This window comes from Hydrogenophaga borbori (assembly GCF_003417535.1).
Classification (GTDB): Bacteria; Pseudomonadota; Gammaproteobacteria; order Burkholderiales; family Burkholderiaceae_C; genus Hydrogenophaga; species Hydrogenophaga borbori.
In genome coordinates this window covers 234,650-255,993 of the sequence record NZ_QVLS01000008.1, presented here as the reverse complement: position 1 = coordinate 255,993, position 21,344 = coordinate 234,650, and the positions used below count along the sequence as shown (strand labels likewise).

Annotated in this window: 27 protein-coding genes; 2 read left to right on the top strand and 25 right to left on the bottom strand. The window is 71.5% G+C overall.

Going from position 1 to position 21,344, the window contains the following annotated elements; genetic code table 11:
* A partial coding sequence (locus DY262_RS14930) for a methyl-accepting chemotaxis protein (protein ID WP_245981014.1) occupies window positions 1–515 on the top strand: 515 nt, incomplete at its 5' end.
* A 296-nt stretch (window positions 516–811) separates the two neighbouring features.
* On the opposite strand, the gene DY262_RS14925 is transcribed toward DY262_RS14930, so the two are convergent.
* From DY262_RS14925 to flgB, 14 genes are all read right to left on the bottom strand, one after another.
* Window positions 812–1,810, bottom strand: coding sequence for a hypothetical protein (locus DY262_RS14925; RefSeq protein WP_116959907.1), 999 nt, complete (start codon window positions 1,808–1,810; stop codon window positions 812–814).
* 124 nt (window positions 1,811–1,934) lie between these two features.
* Window positions 1,935–2,828: a flagellin N-terminal helical domain-containing protein gene (locus tag DY262_RS14920; RefSeq protein ID WP_116959906.1), complete on the bottom strand. Its 894-nt coding sequence runs from the start codon at window positions 2,826–2,828 to the stop codon at window positions 1,935–1,937.
* A 123-nt stretch (window positions 2,829–2,951) separates the two neighbouring features.
* A complete protein-coding gene (locus DY262_RS14915) occupies window positions 2,952–4,013 on the bottom strand; it encodes a hypothetical protein (RefSeq protein WP_116959905.1) in 1,062 nt (353 codons plus the stop codon).
* A gap of 19 nt (window positions 4,014–4,032) precedes the next feature.
* A complete protein-coding gene (locus DY262_RS14910; protein WP_116959904.1) occupies window positions 4,033–4,944 on the bottom strand; it encodes a flagellin N-terminal helical domain-containing protein in 912 nt (303 codons plus the stop codon).
* Window positions 4,945–4,960: 16 nt separating this feature from the next.
* Complete coding sequence (gene flgK / locus DY262_RS14905; protein ID WP_116959903.1) at window positions 4,961–6,334, bottom strand: flagellar hook-associated protein FlgK; 1,374 nt, start codon at window positions 6,332–6,334, stop codon at window positions 4,961–4,963.
* Window positions 6,331–6,711: a rod-binding protein gene (locus DY262_RS14900; protein ID WP_116959902.1), complete on the bottom strand. Its 381-nt coding sequence runs from the start codon at window positions 6,709–6,711 to the stop codon at window positions 6,331–6,333. Before DY262_RS14900 ends, flgK begins: the two co-directional genes overlap by 4 nt.
* Window positions 6,712–6,816: 105 nt before the next feature.
* Entirely contained in the window at window positions 6,817–7,962 is a 1,146-nt protein-coding gene (locus DY262_RS14895; RefSeq protein WP_116959901.1) for a flagellar basal body P-ring protein FlgI, read from the bottom strand.
* Between the two features lie 13 nt (window positions 7,963–7,975).
* The gene (flgH, locus tag DY262_RS14890; RefSeq protein ID WP_181936517.1) at window positions 7,976–8,629 is read right to left on the bottom strand and encodes a flagellar basal body L-ring protein FlgH; all 654 of its coding nucleotides are present in this window, start codon (window positions 8,627–8,629) and stop codon (window positions 7,976–7,978) included.
* Window positions 8,629–9,417: a flagellar basal-body rod protein FlgG gene (flgG, locus tag DY262_RS14885; protein ID WP_181936516.1), complete on the bottom strand. Its 789-nt coding sequence runs from the start codon at window positions 9,415–9,417 to the stop codon at window positions 8,629–8,631. The genes flgH and flgG overlap by 1 nt, the downstream gene beginning before the upstream one ends.
* A gap of 34 nt (window positions 9,418–9,451) precedes the next feature.
* Entirely contained in the window at window positions 9,452–10,183 is a 732-nt protein-coding gene (gene flgF / locus DY262_RS14880) for a flagellar basal-body rod protein FlgF (protein ID WP_116959899.1), read from the bottom strand.
* 12 nt (window positions 10,184–10,195) lie between these two features.
* The gene (locus DY262_RS14875) at window positions 10,196–11,389 is read right to left on the bottom strand and encodes a flagellar hook protein FlgE (RefSeq protein WP_116959898.1); all 1,194 of its coding nucleotides are present in this window, start codon (window positions 11,387–11,389) and stop codon (window positions 10,196–10,198) included.
* An 11-nt stretch (window positions 11,390–11,400) separates the two neighbouring features.
* Window positions 11,401–12,078 (bottom strand): flagellar hook capping FlgD N-terminal domain-containing protein, encoded by a 678-nt coding sequence (locus DY262_RS14870; RefSeq protein ID WP_116959897.1) that lies wholly within the window; start codon window positions 12,076–12,078, stop codon window positions 11,401–11,403.
* A gap of 2 nt (window positions 12,079–12,080) precedes the next feature.
* Window positions 12,081–12,491, bottom strand: coding sequence for a flagellar basal body rod protein FlgC (gene flgC, locus DY262_RS14865; protein WP_116959896.1), 411 nt, complete (start codon window positions 12,489–12,491; stop codon window positions 12,081–12,083).
* Window positions 12,492–12,493: 2 nt separating this feature from the next.
* Complete coding sequence (gene flgB, locus DY262_RS14860) at window positions 12,494–12,859, bottom strand: flagellar basal body rod protein FlgB (RefSeq protein WP_116959895.1); 366 nt, start codon at window positions 12,857–12,859, stop codon at window positions 12,494–12,496.
* Between flgB and flgA the strand changes: the two genes are divergently transcribed.
* Entirely contained in the window at window positions 12,858–13,547 is a 690-nt protein-coding gene (gene flgA / locus DY262_RS14855) for a flagellar basal body P-ring formation chaperone FlgA (protein WP_116959894.1), read from the top strand. The two genes, flgB and flgA, sit on opposite strands and share 2 nt — an antisense overlap.
* Before the next feature lie 4 nt (window positions 13,548–13,551).
* On the opposite strand, the gene DY262_RS14850 is transcribed toward flgA, so the two are convergent.
* Genes DY262_RS14850 through fliD form a run of 11 tightly spaced genes read right to left on the bottom strand, consistent with a single transcriptional unit; the run spans window position 13,552 to window position 21,288 of the window.
* Entirely contained in the window at window positions 13,552–14,310 is a 759-nt protein-coding gene (locus tag DY262_RS14850) for a glycoside hydrolase family 73 protein (protein WP_116959893.1), read from the bottom strand.
* Window positions 14,297–14,725 (bottom strand): flagellar export chaperone FlgN, encoded by a 429-nt coding sequence (gene flgN / locus DY262_RS14845; protein ID WP_116959892.1) that lies wholly within the window; start codon window positions 14,723–14,725, stop codon window positions 14,297–14,299. The genes DY262_RS14850 and flgN overlap by 14 nt, the downstream gene beginning before the upstream one ends.
* Window positions 14,722–14,991, bottom strand: a complete 270-nt coding sequence (locus DY262_RS14840; protein WP_116959891.1) for a flagellar biosynthesis anti-sigma factor FlgM — start codon at window positions 14,989–14,991, stop codon at window positions 14,722–14,724. The genes flgN and DY262_RS14840 overlap by 4 nt, the downstream gene beginning before the upstream one ends.
* Window positions 14,992–15,035: 44 nt before the next feature.
* Complete coding sequence (locus DY262_RS14835) at window positions 15,036–16,061, bottom strand: flagellar motor protein MotB (protein ID WP_116959890.1); 1,026 nt, start codon at window positions 16,059–16,061, stop codon at window positions 15,036–15,038.
* Window positions 16,054–16,926 (bottom strand): flagellar motor stator protein MotA, encoded by an 873-nt coding sequence (gene motA / locus DY262_RS14830; RefSeq protein WP_116959889.1) that lies wholly within the window; start codon window positions 16,924–16,926, stop codon window positions 16,054–16,056. The genes DY262_RS14835 and motA overlap by 8 nt, the downstream gene beginning before the upstream one ends.
* 30 nt (window positions 16,927–16,956) lie before the next feature.
* A complete protein-coding gene (gene fliA, locus DY262_RS14825; protein ID WP_181936515.1) occupies window positions 16,957–17,649 on the bottom strand; it encodes an RNA polymerase sigma factor FliA in 693 nt (230 codons plus the stop codon).
* Window positions 17,650–17,681: 32 nt separating this feature from the next.
* A complete protein-coding gene (locus tag DY262_RS14820) occupies window positions 17,682–18,131 on the bottom strand; it encodes a flagellar basal body-associated FliL family protein (RefSeq protein WP_116959887.1) in 450 nt (149 codons plus the stop codon).
* A gap of 22 nt (window positions 18,132–18,153) precedes the next feature.
* A complete protein-coding gene (locus DY262_RS14815; RefSeq protein WP_116959886.1) occupies window positions 18,154–19,212 on the bottom strand; it encodes a flagellar hook-length control protein FliK in 1,059 nt (352 codons plus the stop codon).
* A 13-nt stretch (window positions 19,213–19,225) separates the two neighbouring features.
* Entirely contained in the window at window positions 19,226–19,525 is a 300-nt protein-coding gene (locus tag DY262_RS14810; protein WP_116959885.1) for a hypothetical protein, read from the bottom strand.
* Entirely contained in the window at window positions 19,512–19,898 is a 387-nt protein-coding gene (gene fliS, locus DY262_RS14805) for a flagellar export chaperone FliS (RefSeq protein WP_116959884.1), read from the bottom strand. The genes DY262_RS14810 and fliS overlap by 14 nt, the downstream gene beginning before the upstream one ends.
* 31 nt (window positions 19,899–19,929) lie before the next feature.
* Window positions 19,930–21,288 (bottom strand): flagellar filament capping protein FliD, encoded by a 1,359-nt coding sequence (gene fliD / locus DY262_RS14800; RefSeq protein WP_116959883.1) that lies wholly within the window; start codon window positions 21,286–21,288, stop codon window positions 19,930–19,932.
* Between the last annotated feature and the right edge of the window lie 56 nt (window positions 21,289–21,344).

Sequence of the window (21,344 nt, the reverse complement as noted above, 5' to 3'; positions counted from 1 at the left end):
ACGAGATCAACCAGGCCTCGCGCAAGATCAACGACATCATCGGCGTCATCGACGGCATCGCCTTCCAGACCAACATCCTGGCCCTCAACGCCGCCGTGGAAGCGGCGCGCGCGGGCGAGCAGGGCCGCGGCTTCGCCGTGGTGGCCGGCGAGGTGCGCAACCTCGCGCAGCGCAGCGCCGAAGCGGCGAAGGAAATCAAGGCGCTGATCGGCGCCAGCGTGGACAAGGTGGAGGCCGGCAGCCAACTCGTGGCCAACGCGGGCGAGACCATGCATCAGATCATGGGCTCGGTGCAGCGCGTGACGGACATCATCGGCGAGATCTCGGCCGCCGCCGGCGAGCAAAGCGACGGCATCGGTCAGGTCAACACCGCCGTCAGCCACCTGGACCAGATGACCCAGCAGAACGCGGCGCTGGTGGAGCAAAGCACCGCCGCCGCGCAAAGCCTGCGCGACCAGGCCACGCGTCTCGCAGAGGTGGTGCAGGTGTTCCGCCTGCGCAGCCCGGCGGCCTGAGCGGGAACGGGGCGCGTCGCCGGCCCGATACCCGGGCCGGTCTCTGGCGGGCTTCGATGACTTTCGCGTGATCCGCGCCCGCGCCCACCCGCCAGGCCCGGGACCCCGGCCGCCAGGCAAGGCGTCCCGGCAGCGCCGCCGCACGCGGCGAGGCGGAGGCCTTTCGCGCGCGCCAGCGGATGGGTGAAAACCCGCGCCCGGGCCGTACCCACAGGGGTTTAATACGGTTGCCTGTCAACCTTGACAGGCTTGACAGTGCCGGCGCGCCCGCCGGTTCGTGGGCCCGGCCCCGGGGCTCAGGCGGGGGTGGGCGGCGATGCCACCGGCCCCATGCCCACCGGCCAGATCTGCATCAGCGCCGTGGTGAATTCGGCCCCCACCTGCAGCAGCGCCGAGGACACCGGCCCCGGCCGGTAGCCCATGCCGCTGGCGGGCACCGCCGTCAGCGGCGCGCCCAGCTGCACCATGGCCGGCGCCGCGCCCGCGCGACCCATGGCGGCCACGATGTCGGGCAGCACCACGCGCAGCAGCTCCAGGTGCTCGGGCTGGCGCGGCAGCACCGCCATGGCCAGGCGCGACTGGCGCCAGCACAACTGCAGCAGCACCTGCCCGCCACCCGGCAGGCCCAGTTCCAGTTCCAGACCGGCTTCGGTCTGTGGCGGGTGCGCGGCCGGCGCCTCCTCGCGCGCCCAGGGCCGGCGCGCGGCCACGCGCAGCGCCACCGCCAGGCTGCCCAGCGAGTACAGGTGGAACACCCAGTGCGGCACCGGCTCGGGCGCCGCGCGCAGGGCCACGCGCTCGCCCGCCGGCGCCGCCGGTGGCAGGCGCGCGGGGCCTTCCATCAGGGCCAGGCTGCGCAGGCCCAGTTCCATGTGGCGCGAGGACAGGATGGCGCGCCACGCCGCCGCGAGTTCGGCGGCCGACGGCAATCGCCACTGGTGCAGGCGCTGTGCGGCCTGGTCCGGTCGCATCGCGGCCACGTCCTCGGGCTGCGCGGCGGTGTCCCCGCGCGCCGGCACCGGCGGGCGCAGCACCCACTCCAGTTCCAGCGTGGGCTCGGTGGCGCGCACCTGCATCCAGAGCATGTCGCCCAGTCGCAGGTGGCGCGACCAGCCCGCGCCATCGGCCAGGCGCCAGCGGCGGCCCTGGTCCTCGCTCAGCAGCACGCCGTCGCCGTCGTGCCCATCGAAACGCATGCGCAGGCGCTGGCCCACCTCGGGCGGTGCCGGGCGCACGGGCGCTTCCGGCGCGCGGGCGCTGAGGGCGGGGGCGGCGTGGACACGCTCGAGGTTCATGGGTCAGGCCAGGCAGGGAACGGCCGACGCCGTTCCAAGGACTCGGGGGAATGAAGAAAAAAAGGCCAGCCGGGTCGCGGCTGGCCTTGCTGTGCGAAGGCCGCCGAGGCGGCCCCTGCGGCGCTTACTGCACCAGCGACATGACCAGCTGCGACATGCTGCTGCTGGAGCGCAGCATCGAGGTGCTGGCCTGCATGAGCATCTGGTTCTTGGTCATGTTGGCGGTCTCGCTGGCGTAGTCCACGTCCATGATGCGGCCCTTGGACTGCTCGGTCTGCATGCGCATGTTGCCGAGGTTGTTGTAGACGCTTTCCAGGCGGTTGCTGGCGGCACCCATCTGGGCGCGCAGCGCGCCGATGGTGTCGAGCGAGTCACCGATGGTGTCGATGATGGTGTTGGCGGCGGCCGAGGTGGCGATTTCCGTGCCCGGAGCGGCCGGGTCGGCGCCGGCGGCGTAGGAGCCGGCCAGGCCGTCGAGGGCCGTGGCCAGGTCGCCCAGGGCCGTGGACACGTCGACTTCCATGGTCTCGCCCGTCGAGGCACCGATCTGGAAGGTCACGGCGGCGGACAGCTTGCCGCCCGTGCCGTCGGTGGTGGTGCCGCTGGAGAAGGAGCGCTCGCCAGCGAAGGCCGTGTTCTTGATGATGTTGCCCAGTTCCTCGCCGAGCTGGTCGTATTCGGCCTGCAGGGCGTCGCGGTCTTCCTGGGTGGAGCTGCCGTTGGCGGCTTCGGTGGCCAGGTCCTTCATGCGCGTCAGGATGTTGCTCATCTCTTTCAGGCCGCCTTCGGCGGTCTGCATCATCGAGATGCCGTTCTGCGTGTTGCGCATGGCCACGGTGATGCCGCGCGCTTGCGCGTTCATTCGGGTGGCGATCTGCAGGCCGGCGGCGTCGTCCATCGCCGAGTTGATGCGGTAGCCGGTGCCCAGACGGGTCAGCGAATTGCTCAGGGATTTCTGGACGCCGCCGAGGGCGTTCTGGGTGCTCAGCGAAGCGGCGTTGGTGTGCAGACTCAGCATGGTGGATTTCTCCTGTGGGCTGTTGGTCGGGTCCGTCGGGTATCGACGTCCTCCCCCCTACTGAGCGACCGCCGCGTGGCGAACCTTAAACGCGACGCCGAAAATTCTTTGCGCGCCGCGCGCTCAGCCCAGCAGCGAACGCACGCGCTCGCGGCTGATGCCCGCCACCGTCGGGGCCACGGCCTCGAAGCGCGCGTAGCCGGCCTCGCTCAGGCGCCGCGCGAAGCCGTCGGCCAGGGCGCGCGCGCGCTCGGGCGTGGTGACCGCGGCGCCGCCGGCCTGGGCCAGGCCCTGCTGTTGTTCGAGGAGCAAGGCCTGCGCGCGCTGCTGCGCGCCGGCCACGGCGGCGATGCCCACGGTCACGCGGTCCAGCGCCTCGCGCAGCGCGGCGGGCTCGGCGCCCGGTGCCTCGAACACGGCCTCGCCCAGCACCGGGGGCAGCGCGGGTGTGCGCACGGGCTGGGCCTGGCCGTCGGGAAAGCGGCGGCCTTCGCCCTTGATGAGGATGCGGTCCTGGAAGCGCGGCCACTCGGCCTCGGGCACGCTGAACACGGGCTCGCCCGCGCTGTCCGCGCGCACGCGGATGCCCACGGGCGCCAGCGCCTGGTCGAGCCGGCGCAGGTTGGCCGAGACCGGCAGCTCGGGGTCGACGGTGGCGGTCAGCGGCGCGGGCGCGTTGCCCGTGACCACGGTGAGCACCTCGCGCGCGCCGGCACTGAGCGCGGCCCGGGACAGGCCCCGCACGCGGAAGTCCTGGCGCGCCTGGCCGGGCTCGCCGACGCGCAGCTGCGCATCGAGCGCGCCGGCGGTGGCTCGCTCGCGCTGCGACCAGCCGGCCCTCAGGCCGGCGCGCAGGACGTCGGCGCCGGCCGCGCTGGCGCCGGGCTGGGCCGGGTCGGCGCCGAGCTGGGCGCTGTAGTGCTGGCGCAGGGCCTGCAGCCCCTGTTGCAGGCGGTCGAGAAAGACACCCGCCAGCTGCGCGCCGGCCACGCCGCTCTGGCGCGTCGGGTCGAAGTCCTTGAGCCCGCGCGTGAGCGGCGCGCGGGCCGCCGGCGCGCCGCGCGCCGCCAGGCGCTCGTCGGCCGTGCCCGCCGCCGCGCGCGGCGCGGCGCCCGGGCCCACGCCCCGGGCGTCGGGGTCGAGGCGGTGGGCCGGCGTGCCCGGCAGGGACGGTGCGATCTGCATGCGGCTGGGGGCGTACCGCTCAGATCACGTCGAACAGCGAGAACGCCGTGATCTTGGCGTAGGCCTTCTGCGTGGCCTGCAGCGAGGTGTTGTAGGCCTGCAGCTTCACGGTGGCGTCGCCGTAGTCGAGCTGGCCGAGCGTGAGCGCGGCCTGGCGGTTGGAGAGGCTGATGTTGGCGTGCGCGCCGTCCAGGTTGTTCAGCAGGGCCTGCTGGCCCCCGAGGCGCGCGATGCGCTCGCCCAGGCGGTCGAAGGTGGCGTCGGCCAGGTCGGTGGTGGCGACGAGGCGCGCGCGCACGCCCGGATCGCTCAGGTTCACGCCGGGGGCGCTCAGGTCCACGATGGTGAGATCGAGCTGGTTGAGCATCGCGGCCAGATCGTCGAGCGAGGTATTGGCCGGCTGCGTGATGCCTTCGCCCACCACCACCATCTGCTGCTGCGTATTGCCGGTGAAGGTGTAACGCGCGCCGGGCGCGGCCGCGGGATCGAAGCTGATGGTGGGAGACAGGCTGGCCGTGCCGGAGAACAGGTAGCGGCCCTCCTGGTCGCGCGTGTTCGCGAACGCCAGCACGCTGTCGCGCAGCGACTCGAGCGAGCCCGAAACGGCGTTCACATCGGCGCTGCTGTTGGAGCCGTCGGCGGCGAACAGCAGCAGGTCCTGCAGTTGCAGCATGTCGTTGCTGATGCTGTCCAGGATGGACTCGCTCTGGCGCTGGCGCGACATGAGGGAGCCGACGTTGTCGCGGTACTGCCTGAGGGCGGCCTCCTCGCGGTCCAGCCGGGCCAGGCGGACGCTGGAGATCGGGTCGTCGGACGGCAGCAGCACACGCTGGCCGTAGGCCATCTGCGTGAGCACCTTCTCGACGCGCGCCGTGGCCGCCTGCAGCGAGGCGCTCATGGTGATGTGGAACTGGTTGCTGGCGATGCGCATGTCCGGCTCCCTGGGCTCAGCGCAGCGACCCGATGACCGCGTCGAACAGCTCGCCCGCGACCTGGATCACCTTCATGTTGGCGGTGTACATCTGCTGGTACTGCACGAGGTTGATGGCTTCCTCGTCGGTGTTGACGCTGCTGGTGGACGCCCAGCTCTGCTGCGCCTGGTCGCGCACGGTCTTGGCCGTGTCGAACGAGGCCTGGGACTGCTGGCTGCGAATGCCGATGCCGCCGAGCAGCTGGGTGTAGACGTCGCCCATGCGCACCGAGCCCAGGCCGGCGATGGGCACCGACTGGTTCTGCAGGCCGATGATCGCGAGCAGGTTGTCGCTGTTGCCCGCCTGCAGCGGATCGCTGGAGAACGCCAGTTCATCGCCCGTGGCGCCCGGGCGCACCGAGAGCAGGCCGTCGGCGCCGTTGAAGACGAACAGGTCGGTGCCGGGCGAACCGTCGGGCGCGAAACCCGCCGCCAGCTGGCCGTTCACCCGGGTGGCCAGTTCCTCGGCCAGCGAGGCAATCGAGGCCACCGTGGGCATGAGCACGCCGTCCTCGAACTCGTAGAGGCCGCCGAGCTGGCCCGCCAGGCCCTCGGTGCGCACCTTGAACGACTCCTTGGCGAAGGCCACCTCGATGGCCTGCGACCCGTCGAGCTGGTTCACGAGTTCCATGCGGCCCGCCACCGCGCCCGCCACCAGCGGCACGCCGGACTTGAGCGAGACGCTGCGCGAACCGTCCGGCTGGTCCACCACCGACAGGCCCACCAGCTGGGACAGCTCGTCGATGCGCAGGTCGCGCTCGTCGACCAGGCCCGAGGGGTTGACGTTGATCGATTCGGCGGCGGTTATCTCGCCGTTGAGCCGGGCGATCTGTTCCGCCAGGTTGTTGATCTGCGTGACCGAGGCCCCGCGCTGCTGGCCGATGGACAGGCGCTGGTTGAGCAGCACCTGGTTGAGGCCGTTGAAGCGCTGCGCGAGCGCCTCGGCCTCGGTGATGATCTGCTGGCGCAGCGGTGCCGAGTTCGGGTCCACGCTGGCGGCATTGAGCGCGCCGAAGAAGGCGTCCAGGCCCTTGTTGAGGCTGGAGCCCTCGCCCGACATCACCTGTTCGATCTGTTTCAGGTAGGGCTGCACGGTCTCGTGGCGGCCCAGCTCGGACGCGGCGGACCAGAGCTGGTGGCTCTTGTAGCCGTCGCTGAATCGGATCAGCGAGGGCACCCGCACGCCATTGCCACTGCCGGCGGCGCCCGCCGCCGTGGGTCCCACGGCCGAGAACAGCGCGCCCTGGCGCGTGAAGCCGGGCGTCATCGCGTTGGCGACGTTGTGGCTGGTGGTGTTCAGGGCGGCCTGCGCGGCCATCGCGCCGCTCAGGGCGATCTGCTGGATCTTCATGGTGTGGGCCCGGTGGCGTCGGCGGGCGAATCGCCCGCACCTTGTCCTGCCAGGGCGACCGGATCGGCGCCGGACTTAAGCGGCACGGGCATGGCGGGCGGCAGGAGCTGGCGCAGGATCACGTCGGCGATGCCGAAAGCGCGCTGGCGCGCCATGGCGTCGGCCACCTGCGTATCGGCGATGTCCAGCATGTCCTGGTGGATGCGGTCCTTGAAGGGGCTGTCCTCGCCCGCCAGGGCCTGCGTGGCCTGGCGCATCTGCTTGAGCATCTGGCCGACGAAGAAGGCCTCGAACTTGATGGCGGCCTGCTCGACGCGCGCGCGTTGCACGGCGCCGTCGCTGATCGGCTCAAGGCTTTGCGTGATTCGCAGCTCCATCTCAATCGCCCAGGTCGAACCGTGAGGCACCGCGGAACCGGCTTGGCCGGGCCGCAGGTGTCGCCCCCTTGAGGAGGTCGCGCGAAGCGCGGCGGGGGTGCGTCTTCATATGACGATGAGCTCGCCATCGATGGCGCCGGCCTGATCGAGCGCCTGCAGGATCGCCATGATGTCGTCGGGCGAGGCGCCCGTGCGGTTGATGGTGTCGATGATGTCTTGCAGCTTGCTGCCCGGCGCCCAGTTGAACATGCGGCCCCGGTCCTGCTCGGCCACCACGCTGGACTGCGGCAGCACCACCGTTTCGCCGCGGCCGAAGGGCGCCGGCTGGCTGGCCACGGGCTGCTCGCCGATGATGACTTTGAGGTTGCCGTGCGCCACCGCGGCCGGGCGCACGCGCACGCCGTCGGCGATGACCACCGTGCCGGTGCGCGAGTTGAACACCACGCGCGGCAGCTCCTGCCCCACCATCACGCCGAGCTTCTGCAGCTCGGCCACGAAGGCCACGCGCTGCGTGGGGTTGGCCGGGGCGACCACCTCCACGCTGGTGGCGTCGCGCGTGCTGGCGATCTCGCCATAGCGGCCGTTGATGGTGCGAACGATGTTGGTGGCGGTCTGGAAGTGCGGGCGGCGCAGGCTCAGGGTGACGGTCTCGCGCGTGTCGAAGTCGGTGGGGATCTCGCGCTCCACCGTGGCGCCGCTCGGCACGCGGCCGGCCGTGGGCGTGTTCACGGTCACGCTGGAGCCGCTCTGGCCCTGGGCCGAGAAGCCGCCCACCACCACGTTGCCCTGCGCCAGCGCGTACACCTCGCCGTCGGCCGCCATCAGCGGCGTGAGCAGCAGCACGCCGCCGCGCAGGCTCTTGGCATCGCCCATGGAGGAGACGGTGATGTCGATGGTCTGGCCCTTGCGGTAACCCGGCGGGAAGGTGGCGCTCACCATCACCGTGGCCACGTTCTTCAGGCGCGGGTCGTTGCGCTCGGGCAGGGTGACGCCGAACTGGCGCAGCATGTTGGCCACCGACTGGCCCTGGAAGCGGATCTGGCTGCTGTCGCCCGAGCCTTGCAGGCCGACCACCAGTCCGTAGCCGATGAGCTGGTTCTCGCGCATGCCTTCCACCTGCACCAAGTGGCCCAGCGGCGTGGTGCGCGCGGCGTCGGCGCCGACCTTCTGCGCGGCGGCGGGCGCGGTCACGAGCAGCGACAGGGCGGTCAACAGGCCGGCGAGGCCCTGGCGCAGGGTGCGGGAGTTCATGCTGATGGCCCGATCAGAAAGGCATCCAGGGACTGTTGAAGAAGCGCGTGAGCCAGCCCGGCGAGTTGGCGTCGGCCAGGGTGCCGCTGCCCGAGTAGGCGATGCGCGCGTTGGCGATGCGCTGCGAGGACACGCGGTTGGCGGCGTCGATGTCCTGGCCCCGCACGTAGCCGCTCAGGCGGATGAACTCCTCGCCCTGGTTGAGCCACAGGCTTTTCTCGCCGGCGATGCGCAACAGGCCGTTGGGCAGCACCTCCACCACCACGGCGGTGATGGCGCCGCTCAGCGCGTTCTGCTGCGTGCTGCTGGCGTTGCCGTCGAAGGCGCGGTCGGCGCTCAGGCCGATGGGGGGCGTCACGTCCTTGCCGTCGATGCGCAGGGCGCCGATGCCGGCGCTGCTGCCCTTGTCGATTTGCGTGCCCGAGCGCTTGCTGGCCTGCGTGGTCTCCAGCAGCATCACGGTGATCACGTCGCCCACGCGGCGCGCGCGCGTATCGGCCACCAGCGAGCCCGGCGCCTGCGGCGTGAACACGCCGCCGGAACGCGCCTGGCTCGGCGCCACCCGCACCACCGGCGCGGGGTCGTCGGCCAGCGCCGGCGCGCGCGGCGGCGCGACGGCGGCGCAACCGGCCAGCCCGGCCGCGAGGAGCACCAGCGCGGCGCGCATCAGCGCACCGCCTGCGCCAGGTTCTGCAGCATGCCGTCCGCCGCGCTCAGCACCTTGGTGCTCATCTCGTAGGTGCGCTGGGCCGTGATCATGTCCACCATCTCCTCCACCACCTGCACGTTGGAGCCTTCCAGCGCGCCCTGCTTGATGGCCCCCAGGGCCTCCTCGCCCGCGATGCCCTCGGTGGGCACGCCGCTGGCGGCGGTCTCCTGGTACAGGTTGTCGCCCAGGGCCAGCAGGCCGGCCGGGTTGACGAAGCCGGCGAGCGTGATCTGGCCGATTTCCTGCGGCGCGGTGTCGCCGGGCACGCTGACGCTGACGGTGCCGTTCTCGCCGATGGTGATGGACTTGGCGTTGGCCGGCAGCGTGATGTCGGGCACCAGCGGATAGCCCTGCGCGGTCATCAGTCGACCCTCGGGGCTGCGCTGCAGCTGGCCCGCGCGCGTGTAGGCGGTCTCGCCGCCGGGCAGTTCCACCTGCAGGAAGCCCTGGCCCTGGATGGCGATGTCGAGCGGCTGGCCCGTGGTCTGCAGGCTGCCGGTGGTGAACACCTTCTGCGTGCCGGCCACGCGCACGCCATTGCCCAGCTGCACGCCCACGGGCGTGTTCATGCCTTCGGCCTGCGCGGCGCCGGGCTGGCGCTCCACCTGGTAGAACAGGTCCTCGAACACCACGCGGTCGCGCTTGAAGCCGGTGGTGTTGACGTTGGCCAGGTTGTTGGCGATGGCCTGGAGCTTGGCGTCCTGCGCCTGCACGCCGGTCTTGGCGGTCCACATGGCTGCGTTCATGGTCGATTCCTCGTGTGCGTGATGGGGAGGGGGCTCAGCCGCGCACCAGGCGGTCGCCGGCCTGGGCCATGCGCTCGGCGGCGGCGTAGAGCTTCATCTGGATCTCGAAGTCGCGGCTGGTGGCCATGGTGGCCACCATTTCCTCGACGGCCGAGACGTTGCTGCCTTCCAGGTAGCCGGCCTTGACCTGCACGGTCTCGTCCATGGGCAAGGCGCCGGCCCGCGGGTCGCGCGGCACCAGCAGGCCGGCCTCGTTCTTCACCAGCGCGCCCGGCTCGGGCTTCACCAGCTTCAGGCGGTCCACCGGCTGCATGTCGGCCTGGCCCGGCGGCAGCACCGACACCGTGCCGTCGGCGCCGATCTGCACACGGGCCGAAGGCGGCAGCACGATGGGGCCGCCATCGCCCAGCAGCGGACGGCCGTTCACCGTCAGCATGCCCTCGGCGTCGATGGCGATGCCGCCAGCGCGCGTATAGGCCTCGCCGCCCGCGTGCCGCACGGCCAGGTAGCCCTCGCCGGTGATCGCCACGTCCAGCTCGCGCCCGGTCTCGCGGATCGGCCCCGCGCGTTCGCTGACGCCGTTGGCGCTGAGTTCGCTCATGTGGCGCGCGTCGTAGCCGTAGCCCGGCGTGCGCATCGCGGTGGCGAAACTCTTGTCCGCGCGAAAACCCGGCGTGTCGGCGTTGGCCAGGTTGTTGGCGCGCACCTGCTGCTCGCGCAGCGAGCGCTCGGCGCCACTCATGACGGTGTAGATCAAGGCGTCCATGGCTCAGCGCGCTCAGATGGCCTGCATGAGCGACTGCATGATCTGGTTCTGCGTCTGGAACACCTTGGTATTGGCCTGGTAGTTGCGCTGCGAGGTCATGAGGCTCACCAGCTCGGAGGTCATCTCCACGTTGGACTGCTCCAGCGCGCCGGCCACCAGGGAGCCGGCCTGGCCCACGCCCGGCGCGTCGTACAGCGGCTCGCCGCTGGCGTTGGTCACGGTCCAGCTGGTGTCGCTCACGTTGGCCAGCGCGTCCTCGTTGGGGAAGTTGGCCAGGGCCACCGTGCCCACGCGCTGGCGCAGGCCGTTGCTGTACTGGGCCAGCACCGCGCCGTCCTCGTCGATGCTCACCGACAGAAAGGCGCCCGAGGAGTTGCCGTCGGCGTCGTTCACCGTGGTGGTGGTCTGGCCCGCGTACTGGGTGGTGCCGGCGTAGTTCAGGTCCAGCGTGATCGGGTCCACCGTGGCCGGCAGTGGCAGGGCCTTGGCCACCGGGCCGGTGGGCAGGGTCAGACGGCCATCGGTGCCGAACTGCAGCACGGTCTCGGTGCCGGCGGCCAGCGGCGCGCCGTCGAAGCCGTAGTGCACGGTCACCTCGTTCGGACCGGTCTTCACGAAGTACTGCGTGAGCGTGTGCTGCGAGCCCAGCGAGTCGTAGACCACCGAGACGTTCGAGCCGTTGTAGCTCAGGGGTTCGGCCGGGTCGAAGACCGCCACGGTGGGCGCGGTCCAGTCGGCCGAGAGGTTGGCCACATAGTCCAGGCGCGAGCTGGACACCGCGGGCAGCTGCTCCTTGCTGACGCGGATGTCGCCCATGGGGCCCAGCACGTCGGAGCCGGGCACCACGCCATAGCCCTGCAGGCGGCGACCGAAACTGTCGGTGACGTAGCCCTCGCGGTCGGCGGTGAAGATGCCCACGCGCGTGAACAGGGTCTGGCCCGAGGGTTCCTTCACCGCGAAGAAGCCCTTGCCCTTGATGGCCACGTCCATGCCGCGGCCGGTGTTGAGCGTGCCGCCGCCGATGCCGATGGACTGCGTGCGCGAGGCCGCTTCCACGCCCATGGGCGAGGTGTCCGCATACATCGACGCGAAGTTGGTGCGGCTGGACTTGAAGCCGTAGGTGCCCGCGTTGGCGATGTTGTTCGAGATGGTCTCGAGCTCGGCGTTGATGGCCTTCACGCCGGACAGGGCGATTTCCATGCTCATGCTGCGTTCCTTTATCCGTTGGAAGAAGCGGTCTCGCGACCGAAGAAGCCTGTGATCTCGGCCGGGGTGACCTCGCCGATCCCGCTCACGTTCATCTGCACGCCACCCGTGGGCGAGAGGCGGATGCCCGAGAGCACGCCGCGCACGTCGACGCCCGGCGCCGGCACACCCTCGCCGGCGTCGACCGCGATCGAGTAACGGCCCTCGGGCAGGCCCAGCGCGGCCGGGTCGATGCGGAAATCCACCGTGCCGGCGGCGCGCGGACCCAGCTCGACGCGGTGCTTGCGGCCATCGGCCGCGGTGAGCACCACGGCCGTGGTCTGGCTGGAGGCGTCGAGCGTGAACGAGCCAGAAATACTGTTTCCTGCAATATCTATCCGCGAAGTGCGAACAGCAACGGTGTGGCCCACCTGGCCCCCCAGGCTCAGCACCTGCAGGCTGTCGAGCATGGCGGCGGTGCCGTTGTTCTGGCTCACCAGGGTTTGCAGCGCCTCGGTCTGAGACAGCGTGGCGAGTTGCGAGACGAACTCGCTCGGGTCCTTGGGTTCCAGCGGGTCCTGGTTGCGCACCTGCGCCACCAGCAGGCGGATGAACATGTCCTGCGGTACCGACATGCCGTTCTTCGCCACGCCATCGCCCGCGGCGGCGGCGCCACCAGCAGCGCCGGTGTTCATGGTGGTGTCGAGCATGGTCAGGACTCCCCGAGCCGCAGCACGGCCATCTGCATCGCGCGGGTGCGCGTGAGCACCTCCACGCTGGTTTCGAAGGCGCGCGAGGCCGACATCATGTCGGTCATCTCGGCCACCGGGTTCACGTTGGGGTAGAACACGTCGCCGTCGGCGTTGGCCAGCGGGTGCTCGGGCTCGTGCACCTTGCGCACGGGTTCGTCGCTCTCCACGACGTCGAGCACCTGCACCCGGGCGCCGTCGCCGGAGCCCTCTTCCATCAGGGCGGCGAAGACGGGCTTGCGCGCGCGGTAGACGCCGTCCTCGGAACCGGCGGCGGACTGCGCGTTAGCCAGGTTGCTGGCGATGGTGTTCAGGCGCACGGTCTGGGCGTTCATGCCCGAGCCGGCGATGGCGGCGATGCTGTCGAAGGACATGCTCACTGCCCCTGGATGGCCTGCGCGAGGCCCTTGAGCTTCATCTGCAGGAAGGTCAGGCTGGCCTGGAAGCCGGTGGCGTTCTGCGCGAACGCGGCCTGCTCCACGCCCAGTTCCACCGTGTTGTGGTCGCCCGAGGGGTGGTGCGGCACGCGGTACTGCAAGTCGCCGCTGTCGAGGTCGAGCGCGAGGCCGTCGTCGCGCGCGGCCAGGGCGGCGTCGTAGCGCGCGCTGAAGTCGAAGTCGCGCGCCTGGTAGCCCGGCGTGTTCACGTTGGCCAGGTTAGCTGCGATGATCTCGGCCCGCTGACCGCGCAGCTGCAAGGCCTGTGCGTGCCCGCCGATGACCTGTCCGAAGTGAATTGCCATGAGCCGTCCTCTTTCCTTGCTGTTGTGCGCGGCGCTGCTGTCCTCGCCATCAATTGCGTTCTGCGCCAATAATATTCCGCGAATTGTAAAAACCGTGACCGCGCACTGGCTGGAACACGCCGATGGGCGGGGCTGGCGCGGCGCCCAAGTGGACGTGAGCGTGGTTTCCGCGCCGGAACACGAACCAAAGTGTGACCAGCCGCCCGAGGTGGTGGTGGTCGATGGCCGGTACCCCAGCCGCATGAAACTGGAGCTGCGCTGCGGCGAGCGCTGGCGCGAGCCGGTGGTGGCGCGCGCCCGGCTGCGCGCCGAGGTGCTGGTGGCCGCGCGCGACATCGCGGCCGGCGCCGCGCTGACCGAAGCGGACCTGCGGTACGAGGCGCGCGACCTCGGTGCCACGCCCGAGGCGATCGGCTCGCTGGACGCGGTCGCGGGTCTCGTGCCGCGGCGCGCCCTGCGCGAGGGCACGCTGCTGCAGGCCAAGGTGCTGCATGAGCCGGTGCTGGTGCGGCGCGGCCGGCCGGTGCGCATCGTGGCGCGGCACGGCGGCGCCATCGCGGTGGAGAGCGCGGGCGAAAGCCTGGGCCAGGGCAAGCGCGGCGACGCGGTGCGCGTGCGCAACCTGGCCTCGGGCCGAGTGATCGAGGCGCGCGTGGTGGGCCCCGACGAAGTGGAGCCTGTGAAGTAGCGCCTCACCGCGCGCCCTGGATCTGCCGCGCCACGGCGGCGAGCTTGTCGGCGTAGGCCGGGTCGGTGGCGTAGCCGCCGCGCGCCAGCGCGTCGGCGAAGGCGCGCGGATCGCCGCCCGCGCCCAGGGCGCCGCGGTAGCGCGGGCTGTTCAGCAACAGATCGGCGTAGTCGCCAAAGGCCTGCTCCAGGTCCTCGTAGTGGCGGAAGCGCTGCGTGGTCTTCACCGCCGCGCCGCCCTCGAATTCGGTGGTCGTCGCCACGGCGGCCCCCCCGTGCCAGGCGCCGCTGGCCTTGATGCCGAACAGGTTGTGCGTGCTCTGGCCGCCGGCTGCGCGCAGCGGGCGCCGGCCCCAGCCCGATTCGAGCGCCGCGTGCGCGGCCACCAGCTCGGGCGCCACGCCCAGGCGCGCGGCGGCTCTCTGCGCCAGCGGCGCGATGCGGTCGAGAAAAGCCCGCTGCTCTTCGCGGCTGGCACCGTCGGGAACGCCGCCGTCGGGCGCGCTGCCCGACACGGGTGGCAAGGCTGGTGCGGCCCAGGCGCGCCGCCAGGCCGCCTGCGGCGACAGCCCGCCCAGCGCTCCGCCGCCGCTCTCGATGAAGCGCTGCACCTCCTGCCGCACCGAACCGCCGAGCGCGTCCGCGCCCATGTTCGCACCCATGTGCGCGCCGAAACCGCCGCCGGCACCGCCCGCCGCCGCGCGCACCGGCAGCGGCGGCGCCGCGAAGGCCCCCGAGGTGGAGGGGAAGTCAGGCAGGCGCATAGGTACCGGGGACGCCGTCGTTCAGCACGCGGGCCATGATGTCCTGCTGCCCCACCACGAGCTCGCAGTTGCGCACGTTCAGGCGCTTGCATTCGCCCACCAGCGCCTGCAGCTCGCGCATCTGCTCGCGCAACAGGTCGGCCGCCTTGGCGGGCAGGCGCAGCGCCAGCGACTCGTGGGCGTCGCGCGTGGCGCCACCGCTGAGGCGCTGCACCAGGCGCTGGCGTTGCGAGCACAGCGCGTCCAGGCGCTCCGTGAGCGCGGTGATGCGCTCGGCCGACACGCGCACGCGCTCGCTGTCGTGCTTCAGCGCGGCGTCGAAATGCGCCTGCAGCAGCGCGCGCATGCGCGCGAAGCCATCGCGCTCCTGGCGCAGGCCGTCGAGCAGGGCCATGGCGTCGGCGGCGGCGATCACCGGCCTTCCCCGTGGTAGCGCTGGATCAGCGCGGCCAGCTTGCCGGCGTCGAAGCGCAGTTCGCCGCGCTGGTAAGCCTCGCGCAGCTGCGCCACGCGGGCCTCGTCGATCTCCGGCATCTCGCGCAGCGCCTGCATGGCGGGGCCCAGCACGCCGGACTGCAGCGCGGCCGGCGCGGCCCCGGCCGCGCCGGCGGCCTCGACGCCCGGCTGCGGCGCGCGCACCGGCGCCAGGGGGGCAGCGTTGTGGGGGGTGTTGACTCTCATTCGATCGCCTCGTGTGCTTCGTGTCCGCATGCCGCGCTCCCGGTTCAGCGCGTGAGGGTGGGCTCGGCCGACGGCGCCAGCGCGCGATCGAAGCCGGGCAGCTGGCGGCCCGCGGCCACCACCGATTCGCGCAGCGCGGCCAGCGCGTCGCGCGCGGGCGCCTGGGCCCGCAAACCGGGCAGCAAGGGCTCGGCCTGCGCGGGCTGGCCGAACATGGCCGTCATCAAGCGCGCCTGGTCCAGCGTCAGCACCATGATCTCGATGCGGCGGTTCACGCTGGCCAAGGGCTCGTCGGGCCGCACCGGCGCGCGCTCGGCCATGCCCACCACCTGCAGCACCGAGGCCTCGGGCGTGCCGCCGCGCAGCAGGTGCGCGCGCGCGGCGCTGGCGCGGTCGCTGGACAGGCGCGAGTTCGAAGGGCCGAAGGGGTCGTTGCGCGCGTAGGCCGCGGCGTCGGTGTGGCCCACGACCAGCATCGGGTTCTGGATCTTGGCAAACAGCGGGCCCATGCGATCCAGCAGGGCCGCGAAGCGAGGCGTGGGCGTGGCGCTGCCGAGCTGGAACATGCCTTCGTTGTCGGTGTCGTGCAGCATGATGCGCAGCCCGTGCGGCGTGACGAAGGTCTGCAGGTTGGCGCTCAGGCCGGCCTCCAGGCTCAGGCGCGCCAGCAACGCCGCCAACTCGGCCATCTGCTCGGGGGTGTCGTAGCGCGCGCGCAGCGGCGTGGGGTTCATCAGACCGGGCACGGTGCGGACCTCGTCCGGGCCTTCGCCCTGGCCTTTTCGCGGCATGGGCTTGCGGTCGATCAGGCTGCCGCGCGGGCCGCCCTCGGCGGGAATCTTGGCGCCGGAGATCTCGGCCATCACGGCGCCGCCGCCACTTTCCAATGCGCGCGTGGCCTCTTCCTTGTCGCGCGCCGCCAGCACCCACAGCACCAGGAACAGGCACATCAGGGCCAGCGTGAAGTCGGCGAAGGCCACCTTCCAGCTGCCGCCGTGGGCCTCTTCCTCGTGGCGGCGCGAGACGCGCTTGACGATGGTGCCGTGCTCGGCTCCGTGGGCTTTAGACACCGGGGCTCTCCTCCAGCTGGTTGACCCAGGATTCGAGCTGCGCAAAGCTGGGCTTGATGTTGAGCTGAATGAGGCGGCGGCCGGCGTCGATGGACACCAGCTCGGGCTTGCCCGAGAGGTGGGTCACCAGCACCACCTTCACCGCCTCCATGTTGCTCATCTCTTCCTTCACGAGCTGCTTCATCATGTTGCTGATGGGGTCTAGCACCGCGTAGCACAGGAAAATGCCGATGAAGGTACCCACCATGGCGGCCGCGACCTTGGCCGCGATCTCGCCCGCGCCCGCGCCCGCGCTGACCGAGTTCATGGCCATCACGATGCCCAGCACGGCGGCCAGGATGCCGAAGCCCGGCATGGCCTCGCCCACCTTGTGCAACGACTTGGCGGGCTGCGAGAGTTCCTCGTGGATGGCCTCCAGTTCCTGCTCCAGAACGCCTTCCAGCTCGTGCGCCGAGATCTTGCCCATGGCCATGACGCGGAAGTTGTCGACGATGAAGTGCAGCAGCTTGGGCTCCTCCAGCACCATGGGGTAGCGCTGGAACAGCGGACTCTCGTGCGGCTGCTCCACGTGCGCGTCCAGGGCCTTCAGGCCATTCTTCGCGGTCTGCAGCAGTTCGTACATCAGCAGCATGAGCTGGCGCTGGAACTCGTCGCCGCGCTTGCGCCGCGCCACCACCTTGCGCAGCTGCACGCCCATCTCGGCCAGCACGTGGCGCGGGTTGCCGATGACGATGGCCCCCGCGCCGGCGCCGGCGATGATGAGCAGCTCGACGGGTTCCCAGACCACGCCCAGGTCGCCCCCCGCGAGCAGGAAGCCGCCGAAGACGCAGAGGAACACGATGAAGACGCCAAGGAAGAACTGCATGGTGGTGGCCGGTGGGGGGTGGTTCGGGGGTCAGTCGGGCGAGAGCGCGCCGCGCAGCTTTTGCAATGCGCTTTTGTTGATCTGGCAGACGCGGGCCTCGGTCAGGCCCATGACGGCGCCGATCTCCTTGAGACTGAGCTCGGCTTCGTAATAGAGCTGCACCACGTGCTGCTCTTTCGGGTTCAAGCAGGCCAGGGCCTGTTCCAGCGAACGGCGCTGGATCAGCTCGGCCTCGGGCGTGCGCGCGGCCGAGGGCGTGAGCATCAGCTCCTCGATCACTTCGTCGAAGCAGGCCAGGGTCTCGGCGTTGGTGTGCTGCTCGTAGGCCAGGTAGTCCTCGGCGCTCACGCCGAGGTGCTGCATCACCTCGGCCTCGGAAGGTTCGTGGCCGAGGCGGCGGCGCAACTCGCGGATTCCGTCGCGCAGGCGATGGCCTTCCTGGCGCACGCTGCGCGGGCGCCAGTCCTGGCGGCGCAGCTCGTCGAGGATGGCGCCGCGCACGCGCTGCGCGGCGTAGCCGGGAAATCGTTCGTCGGGCTCGCCGTAGCGGCGCAGCGCCTCCAGCAGGCCCATCAGGCCGATCTGCAGCATGTCATCGCGGTCCATCGCGCCACCCGCCTGCGAGGCGAGCTGGGCCACCGCGCGGCGCACCAGCGGCGTGTGCTCGACGAGCCAGCGCTGCTCCGCCGCGGCGGAGCTCTCCGCCGCGGCCAGGCTGTTCATCTCGCCGTATCCGCTGTGCACCGGGGCCTCGCCTATTCGATGACCAGGCGGCCGACCATCACTTCCGTGAAGGGCGACTCGCGCGATTCGCGCTCGAAGCTCTCGCCGTAGGCCTGCTGCAGGAAGTCGGTGAGTTCGGCGATGCTGAGCATGCTGGCGCGCTCCAGCGTGAGCTCGGACAGCGAGGCCACGGCCACGCTGCGCAGCTTGGGCAGCTGCTGCTTGGTGACGACCTCGGCCTTGACGGGGGTCTTGAACACCAGGTCCACGGCCATGTAGTTGCTCAGCGGCCCGCCCTCGCGCGCGCGCAGCATGACGATGACCTTGTCGAGCGAGACGTAGCGGTACTCGCGCTTGTCGACCACCGGCGCGGCCGGCTCGCCGGCGGGCGGGCCCATGAAGTGCCAGGCGGCCAGGCCGCTGCCGGCCCCCAGCAGAACGAAGGCGCCGGCGGCCAGGGAAATCCAGATCTTCTTGCTCATGTCGAAGGCTCGTTCGGTGGGTTCAGGCCAGCGTGAAGGCCTGGCCGGCGCGGTGTTCGCTGCGCAGGGCCTGGCCGGGTTCGGCCTCCTCGCGGGTGGGCTGGCCCTGGCGCGGCTGGCCGCGCGCATCGGCCTGCGCGCCGCCCTCGTGCACCTGCACCTGCACGCCCTGGCCCTGGCGCTGGCCCAGTTCCTGGCGCAGGCCTTCGCCCATGTGCTGGAGCTGGCGCGCCACCTCGGGACTGGAGGCCGTGAGCTGCACCTGCAGCTGCCCGCCTTCCTGGCGCACCACGATCTCGATGCGGCCGAGCGCGGGCGGATCGAGGCGGATGCGCGCCTGGTCGACGCCCTGCGTCGCCTGCCACTGCAGCCGATCGCCCAGGGCCTGCGCCAGCGGGCGCTGCCAGAGCTCGCTGCGCGCGGGGTCCAGGCGAACGACCGGTTCGATGGCCTCGCCACCCGAAGGACCCGTGTTCGCGTGGAACGCCGCCGCGAAGGCGTCCGGCGAGGCGGGCGCGGTCTCGCGCGCACGGGGCATGGCCAGCGCGTGAGCCAGCTCGGGCGGCAGCGCGCGCGCCACGGCGGCATCGGCGGGCGAACGCGCGGGCGGTGCGGCGGCCGCGGGCGCGCCGCTGGCGGCATCGGCGGGCGATGCGGCGGCCATGGCCTGGGGCGACCAGGGGCCGGACTCGGCGCCCGCCGAGCGCGCGTGGGCGACGGACCCGGCCAGGGCAAGGGGCGCCAGGGGGCGGTGGGCGTCGCCGGCCGCGCCGGCATCCGACAAGGGGGCTGCGCCCTCGTCCTCGCCCGGCGCCTCGCGCGCGGCGGCGCCCAGCAGGCGCGAGAACGGCTGCGTGAACGGCAGCGCGGGCGCCTGTTGCGAATCCAGCGCCATCAGCCAGGGCGACAAGGCGGCGTCCAGCGCCTCGCGGCCTTCGGGGGCTTCACTGTCGGCGGCCGGCGCCTGGCCCAACACCTGGGCGAACAGGGCCCGGGGGCCGTCGGACAGCCCGGGGGCCAGCACGGCCTCGGCCACCGGGGTGACGGGTGCGGTGGCGCCCAGCGCAAAGGTGGCGTTCATGGCTTTCTCCTTCTCATTCGGCGGCGAAGGCGTAGGCGTCGCGGCCGCCGCGGTGCGCACACAGGTCGAGCAGTTGCGCCTGCACCGCGTCGTGTTCGCGCCGCACCAGGGCGAGCGCGCGCTCGTGCGCCGCCTGCAGCAGCGCGCAGGCCGAGCGCGTGCCGGCGTCGAGTGGTCGGGCACTGGCCAGGCCGATCAGCAGCGTGCCGGTCTCGCGGTCGAGCGCGCTCAGCGCGGCGACGTCGCCGGCCTGCGTGCGCTCGTGCAAGCGGCGCGCCAGATCGAGCGCGTGGGCGCGTTCATCCGCGGGCATCGCGCACCCCTTCCCAGCCTTCGCGCACGGTGCCCAGCAGGCGCGCGGTTTCGTCGATCAGCGCCACGTCCATGCGGATGCCGGCCTCGTTCACGCGGCGCGCGCAATAGTCGTACAGCTCGGCGAGCTGGCCCACCACCTCGCCACCGGCGTCGGTGTCCAGCGCGCTGGACAGGCCATTGAGCATGGCGACGCAACGGTTCAGGCTATTGGCCTTGGCCTCGAAACGCGCGTGCTCGATGTGCGCCCGGGCCCGCGCCAGCTCGTCGAGCAAGCCGTTCATCAGGATCAGCACCAGCTCCAGCGGCGAGGCCTTCGCCGTCTGGGCGCCCAGGTCAACGGCCTGGTAGCTCTGGTATGCGTCGTAGCTCAATGGGTTCCTCTTGTCGGTGTGCCACCCGGGCTCAGGCGGTGCCCAGCTGGCTGAACAGCCCGGAGGTCTGGTTCATCTGGCCCAGCACGCTCTGCAACTGGCTGAACTGAAGCAGGTAGCGCTCGTAGTTCACGTTGAACAGCTCGTCCAGGCGGTCGCGGCGCTGGGTCAGGTCTTTCTGCTGCACCTGCACGTTGTCCAGCCGGCGCGCCAGCTGGCCGGTGCCGGATTTCGTCCAGATCTCCAGGTGATCGGTCACCGCGCCCAGCACGCCCGAGCGCTTGCCCAGCGCGGCAGAGCCGAACACCGTGTCCAGCGCTTCGGGGTTGGCGGCCAGCGTCTTTTGCAGCCGCGCGGTGTCCAGCGTGAGCTGGCCCTGTCGGTCGGAGCCGATGCCCAGGTCGCTGATGCGCAGGCCGCCAACGTCCTGGCGGATCAGGTCGTTGAGGCGGTTGCGCAGGTTGCGCACGCCCGCGTCGGTGGAGAACGCCCCGCGCGAGGCCGCGTCCTCGCTGGTTTTCGTGAGGTTGTTGAGCTCGGTCTGCAGCGCGTTGTAGGCGGTGACGAACTTGCGCAGGCTCTCTTCGGTACCGGCCTTGTCGGCCGCCACCTCGAGCTGAAGCGGCGCCGCGCCCGCGCTGTGCGCCTGGGTGAAGTTGACCGACACGCCGGCGATGCCGGTGTAGCTGTTGCTGCCTTGTTGGATGCGCAGGCCGCTGCCCTGCTCGCCCAGCCAGATGACGGCGTCGCGCGCGGCGGCCAGCTGCGTGGGCGCGCCGCCCAGTGAAGCCTTGAGCGCGCTGTCGGGCAGGCCGGAGGCGTCGAGGGTGATCGCGCCGTCCTCTCCGCCCAGGCCGGACGACAGGATCAGCTGCGGGCCCGACGCCGTGTTGGCCACCTGGGCGGTCACCTTGCCCTCGTTGCCGCTGGCCTGGTTGATGGCGCGCGCGATCTCGGTGGCGTTGAGGTTGCCATCGCCGTCCTGGTCGGCCGCCAGCAGGTTGACGTTGAAGGCCGATCCATCGGCGCGCTGCACCACCAGCGGACCGCCCAGCGCCACCGGCACCGCCGGCAGGTCGGCGTAGGCGATCTGGTGCGTGGAAGCGAGCTGCTCGACGAAGAAGCTGTAGGAGCCGGGCTGTGCGCTGGCGCTGGCCGTGGCGGTGGCGCCGGCACCGGCGCTGAGCGTGGCGCTGTTCTTCTTCAGGCCACCCGAGACGCTGCTCAGGCCGCTCAAGGCGGTGGTGAAGCCGGAGAGGGCCGAGCGCAGCTTCTCCAGCCCCGCCTGCGTGGCCTTGGCGATCTGGGACTCGCGGTCGATCTGCTGCTGCGGGCCTTGCACCAGCAGGCTGGCCAGCTGGGTCGCGGTGGTGGTGGGATCGAATTCCATCGTGTTACTCCAGGGGTCGCGGGCGGTCCGGAACGCCGCCTCCGAAGCCCAGGGCG

Bases quoted from the DNA above. Each gene is read 5' to 3' on its own strand.
- DY262_RS14915 (WP_116959905.1), bottom strand. From the start codon at position 4,013: ATGCAGATCGCACCGTCCCTGCCGGGCACGCCGGCCCACCGCCTCGAC.
- fliA (WP_181936515.1), bottom strand. From the start codon at position 17,649: ATGAACAGCCTGGCCGCGGCGGAGAGCTCCGCCGCGGCGGAGCAGCGC.
- DY262_RS14840 (WP_116959891.1), bottom strand. From the start codon at position 14,991: ATGAGAGTCAACACCCCCCACAACGCTGCCCCCCTGGCGCCGGTGCGC.
- DY262_RS14870 (WP_116959897.1), bottom strand. From the start codon at position 12,078: ATGCTCGACACCACCATGAACACCGGCGCTGCTGGTGGCGCCGCCGCC.
- DY262_RS14815 (WP_116959886.1), bottom strand. From the start codon at position 19,212: ATGAACGCCACCTTTGCGCTGGGCGCCACCGCACCCGTCACCCCGGTG.
- DY262_RS14810 (WP_116959885.1), bottom strand. From the start codon at position 19,525: ATGCCCGCGGATGAACGCGCCCACGCGCTCGATCTGGCGCGCCGCTTG.
- DY262_RS14850 (WP_116959893.1), bottom strand. From the start codon at position 14,310: ATGCGCCTGCCTGACTTCCCCTCCACCTCGGGGGCCTTCGCGGCGCCG.
- DY262_RS14895 (WP_116959901.1), bottom strand. From the start codon at position 7,962: ATGAACTCCCGCACCCTGCGCCAGGGCCTCGCCGGCCTGTTGACCGCC.
- flgA (WP_116959894.1), top strand. From the start codon at position 12,858: ATGAGCCGTCCTCTTTCCTTGCTGTTGTGCGCGGCGCTGCTGTCCTCG.
- DY262_RS14820 (WP_116959887.1), bottom strand. From the start codon at position 18,131: ATGAGCAAGAAGATCTGGATTTCCCTGGCCGCCGGCGCCTTCGTTCTG.
- flgH (WP_181936517.1), bottom strand. From the start codon at position 8,629: ATGCGCGCCGCGCTGGTGCTCCTCGCGGCCGGGCTGGCCGGTTGCGCC.
- DY262_RS14900 (WP_116959902.1), bottom strand. From the start codon at position 6,711: ATGGAGCTGCGAATCACGCAAAGCCTTGAGCCGATCAGCGACGGCGCC.
- flgF (WP_116959899.1), bottom strand. From the start codon at position 10,183: ATGGACGCCTTGATCTACACCGTCATGAGTGGCGCCGAGCGCTCGCTG.
- DY262_RS14920 (WP_116959906.1), bottom strand. From the start codon at position 2,828: ATGCTGAGTCTGCACACCAACGCCGCTTCGCTGAGCACCCAGAACGCC.
- flgK (WP_116959903.1), bottom strand. From the start codon at position 6,334: ATGAAGATCCAGCAGATCGCCCTGAGCGGCGCGATGGCCGCGCAGGCC.
- flgB (WP_116959895.1), bottom strand. From the start codon at position 12,859: ATGGCAATTCACTTCGGACAGGTCATCGGCGGGCACGCACAGGCCTTG.
- DY262_RS14910 (WP_116959904.1), bottom strand. From the start codon at position 4,944: ATGCGCATCGCCAGCAACCAGTTCCACATCACCATGAGCGCCTCGCTG.
- DY262_RS14925 (WP_116959907.1), bottom strand. From the start codon at position 1,810: ATGAACCTCGAGCGTGTCCACGCCGCCCCCGCCCTCAGCGCCCGCGCG.
- fliD (WP_116959883.1), bottom strand. From the start codon at position 21,288: ATGGAATTCGATCCCACCACCACCGCGACCCAGCTGGCCAGCCTGCTG.
- flgC (WP_116959896.1), bottom strand. From the start codon at position 12,491: ATGTCCTTCGACAGCATCGCCGCCATCGCCGGCTCGGGCATGAACGCC.
- motA (WP_116959889.1), bottom strand. From the start codon at position 16,926: ATGCAGTTCTTCCTTGGCGTCTTCATCGTGTTCCTCTGCGTCTTCGGC.
- flgG (WP_181936516.1), bottom strand. From the start codon at position 9,417: ATGAACGCAGCCATGTGGACCGCCAAGACCGGCGTGCAGGCGCAGGAC.
- DY262_RS14875 (WP_116959898.1), bottom strand. From the start codon at position 11,389: ATGAGCATGGAAATCGCCCTGTCCGGCGTGAAGGCCATCAACGCCGAG.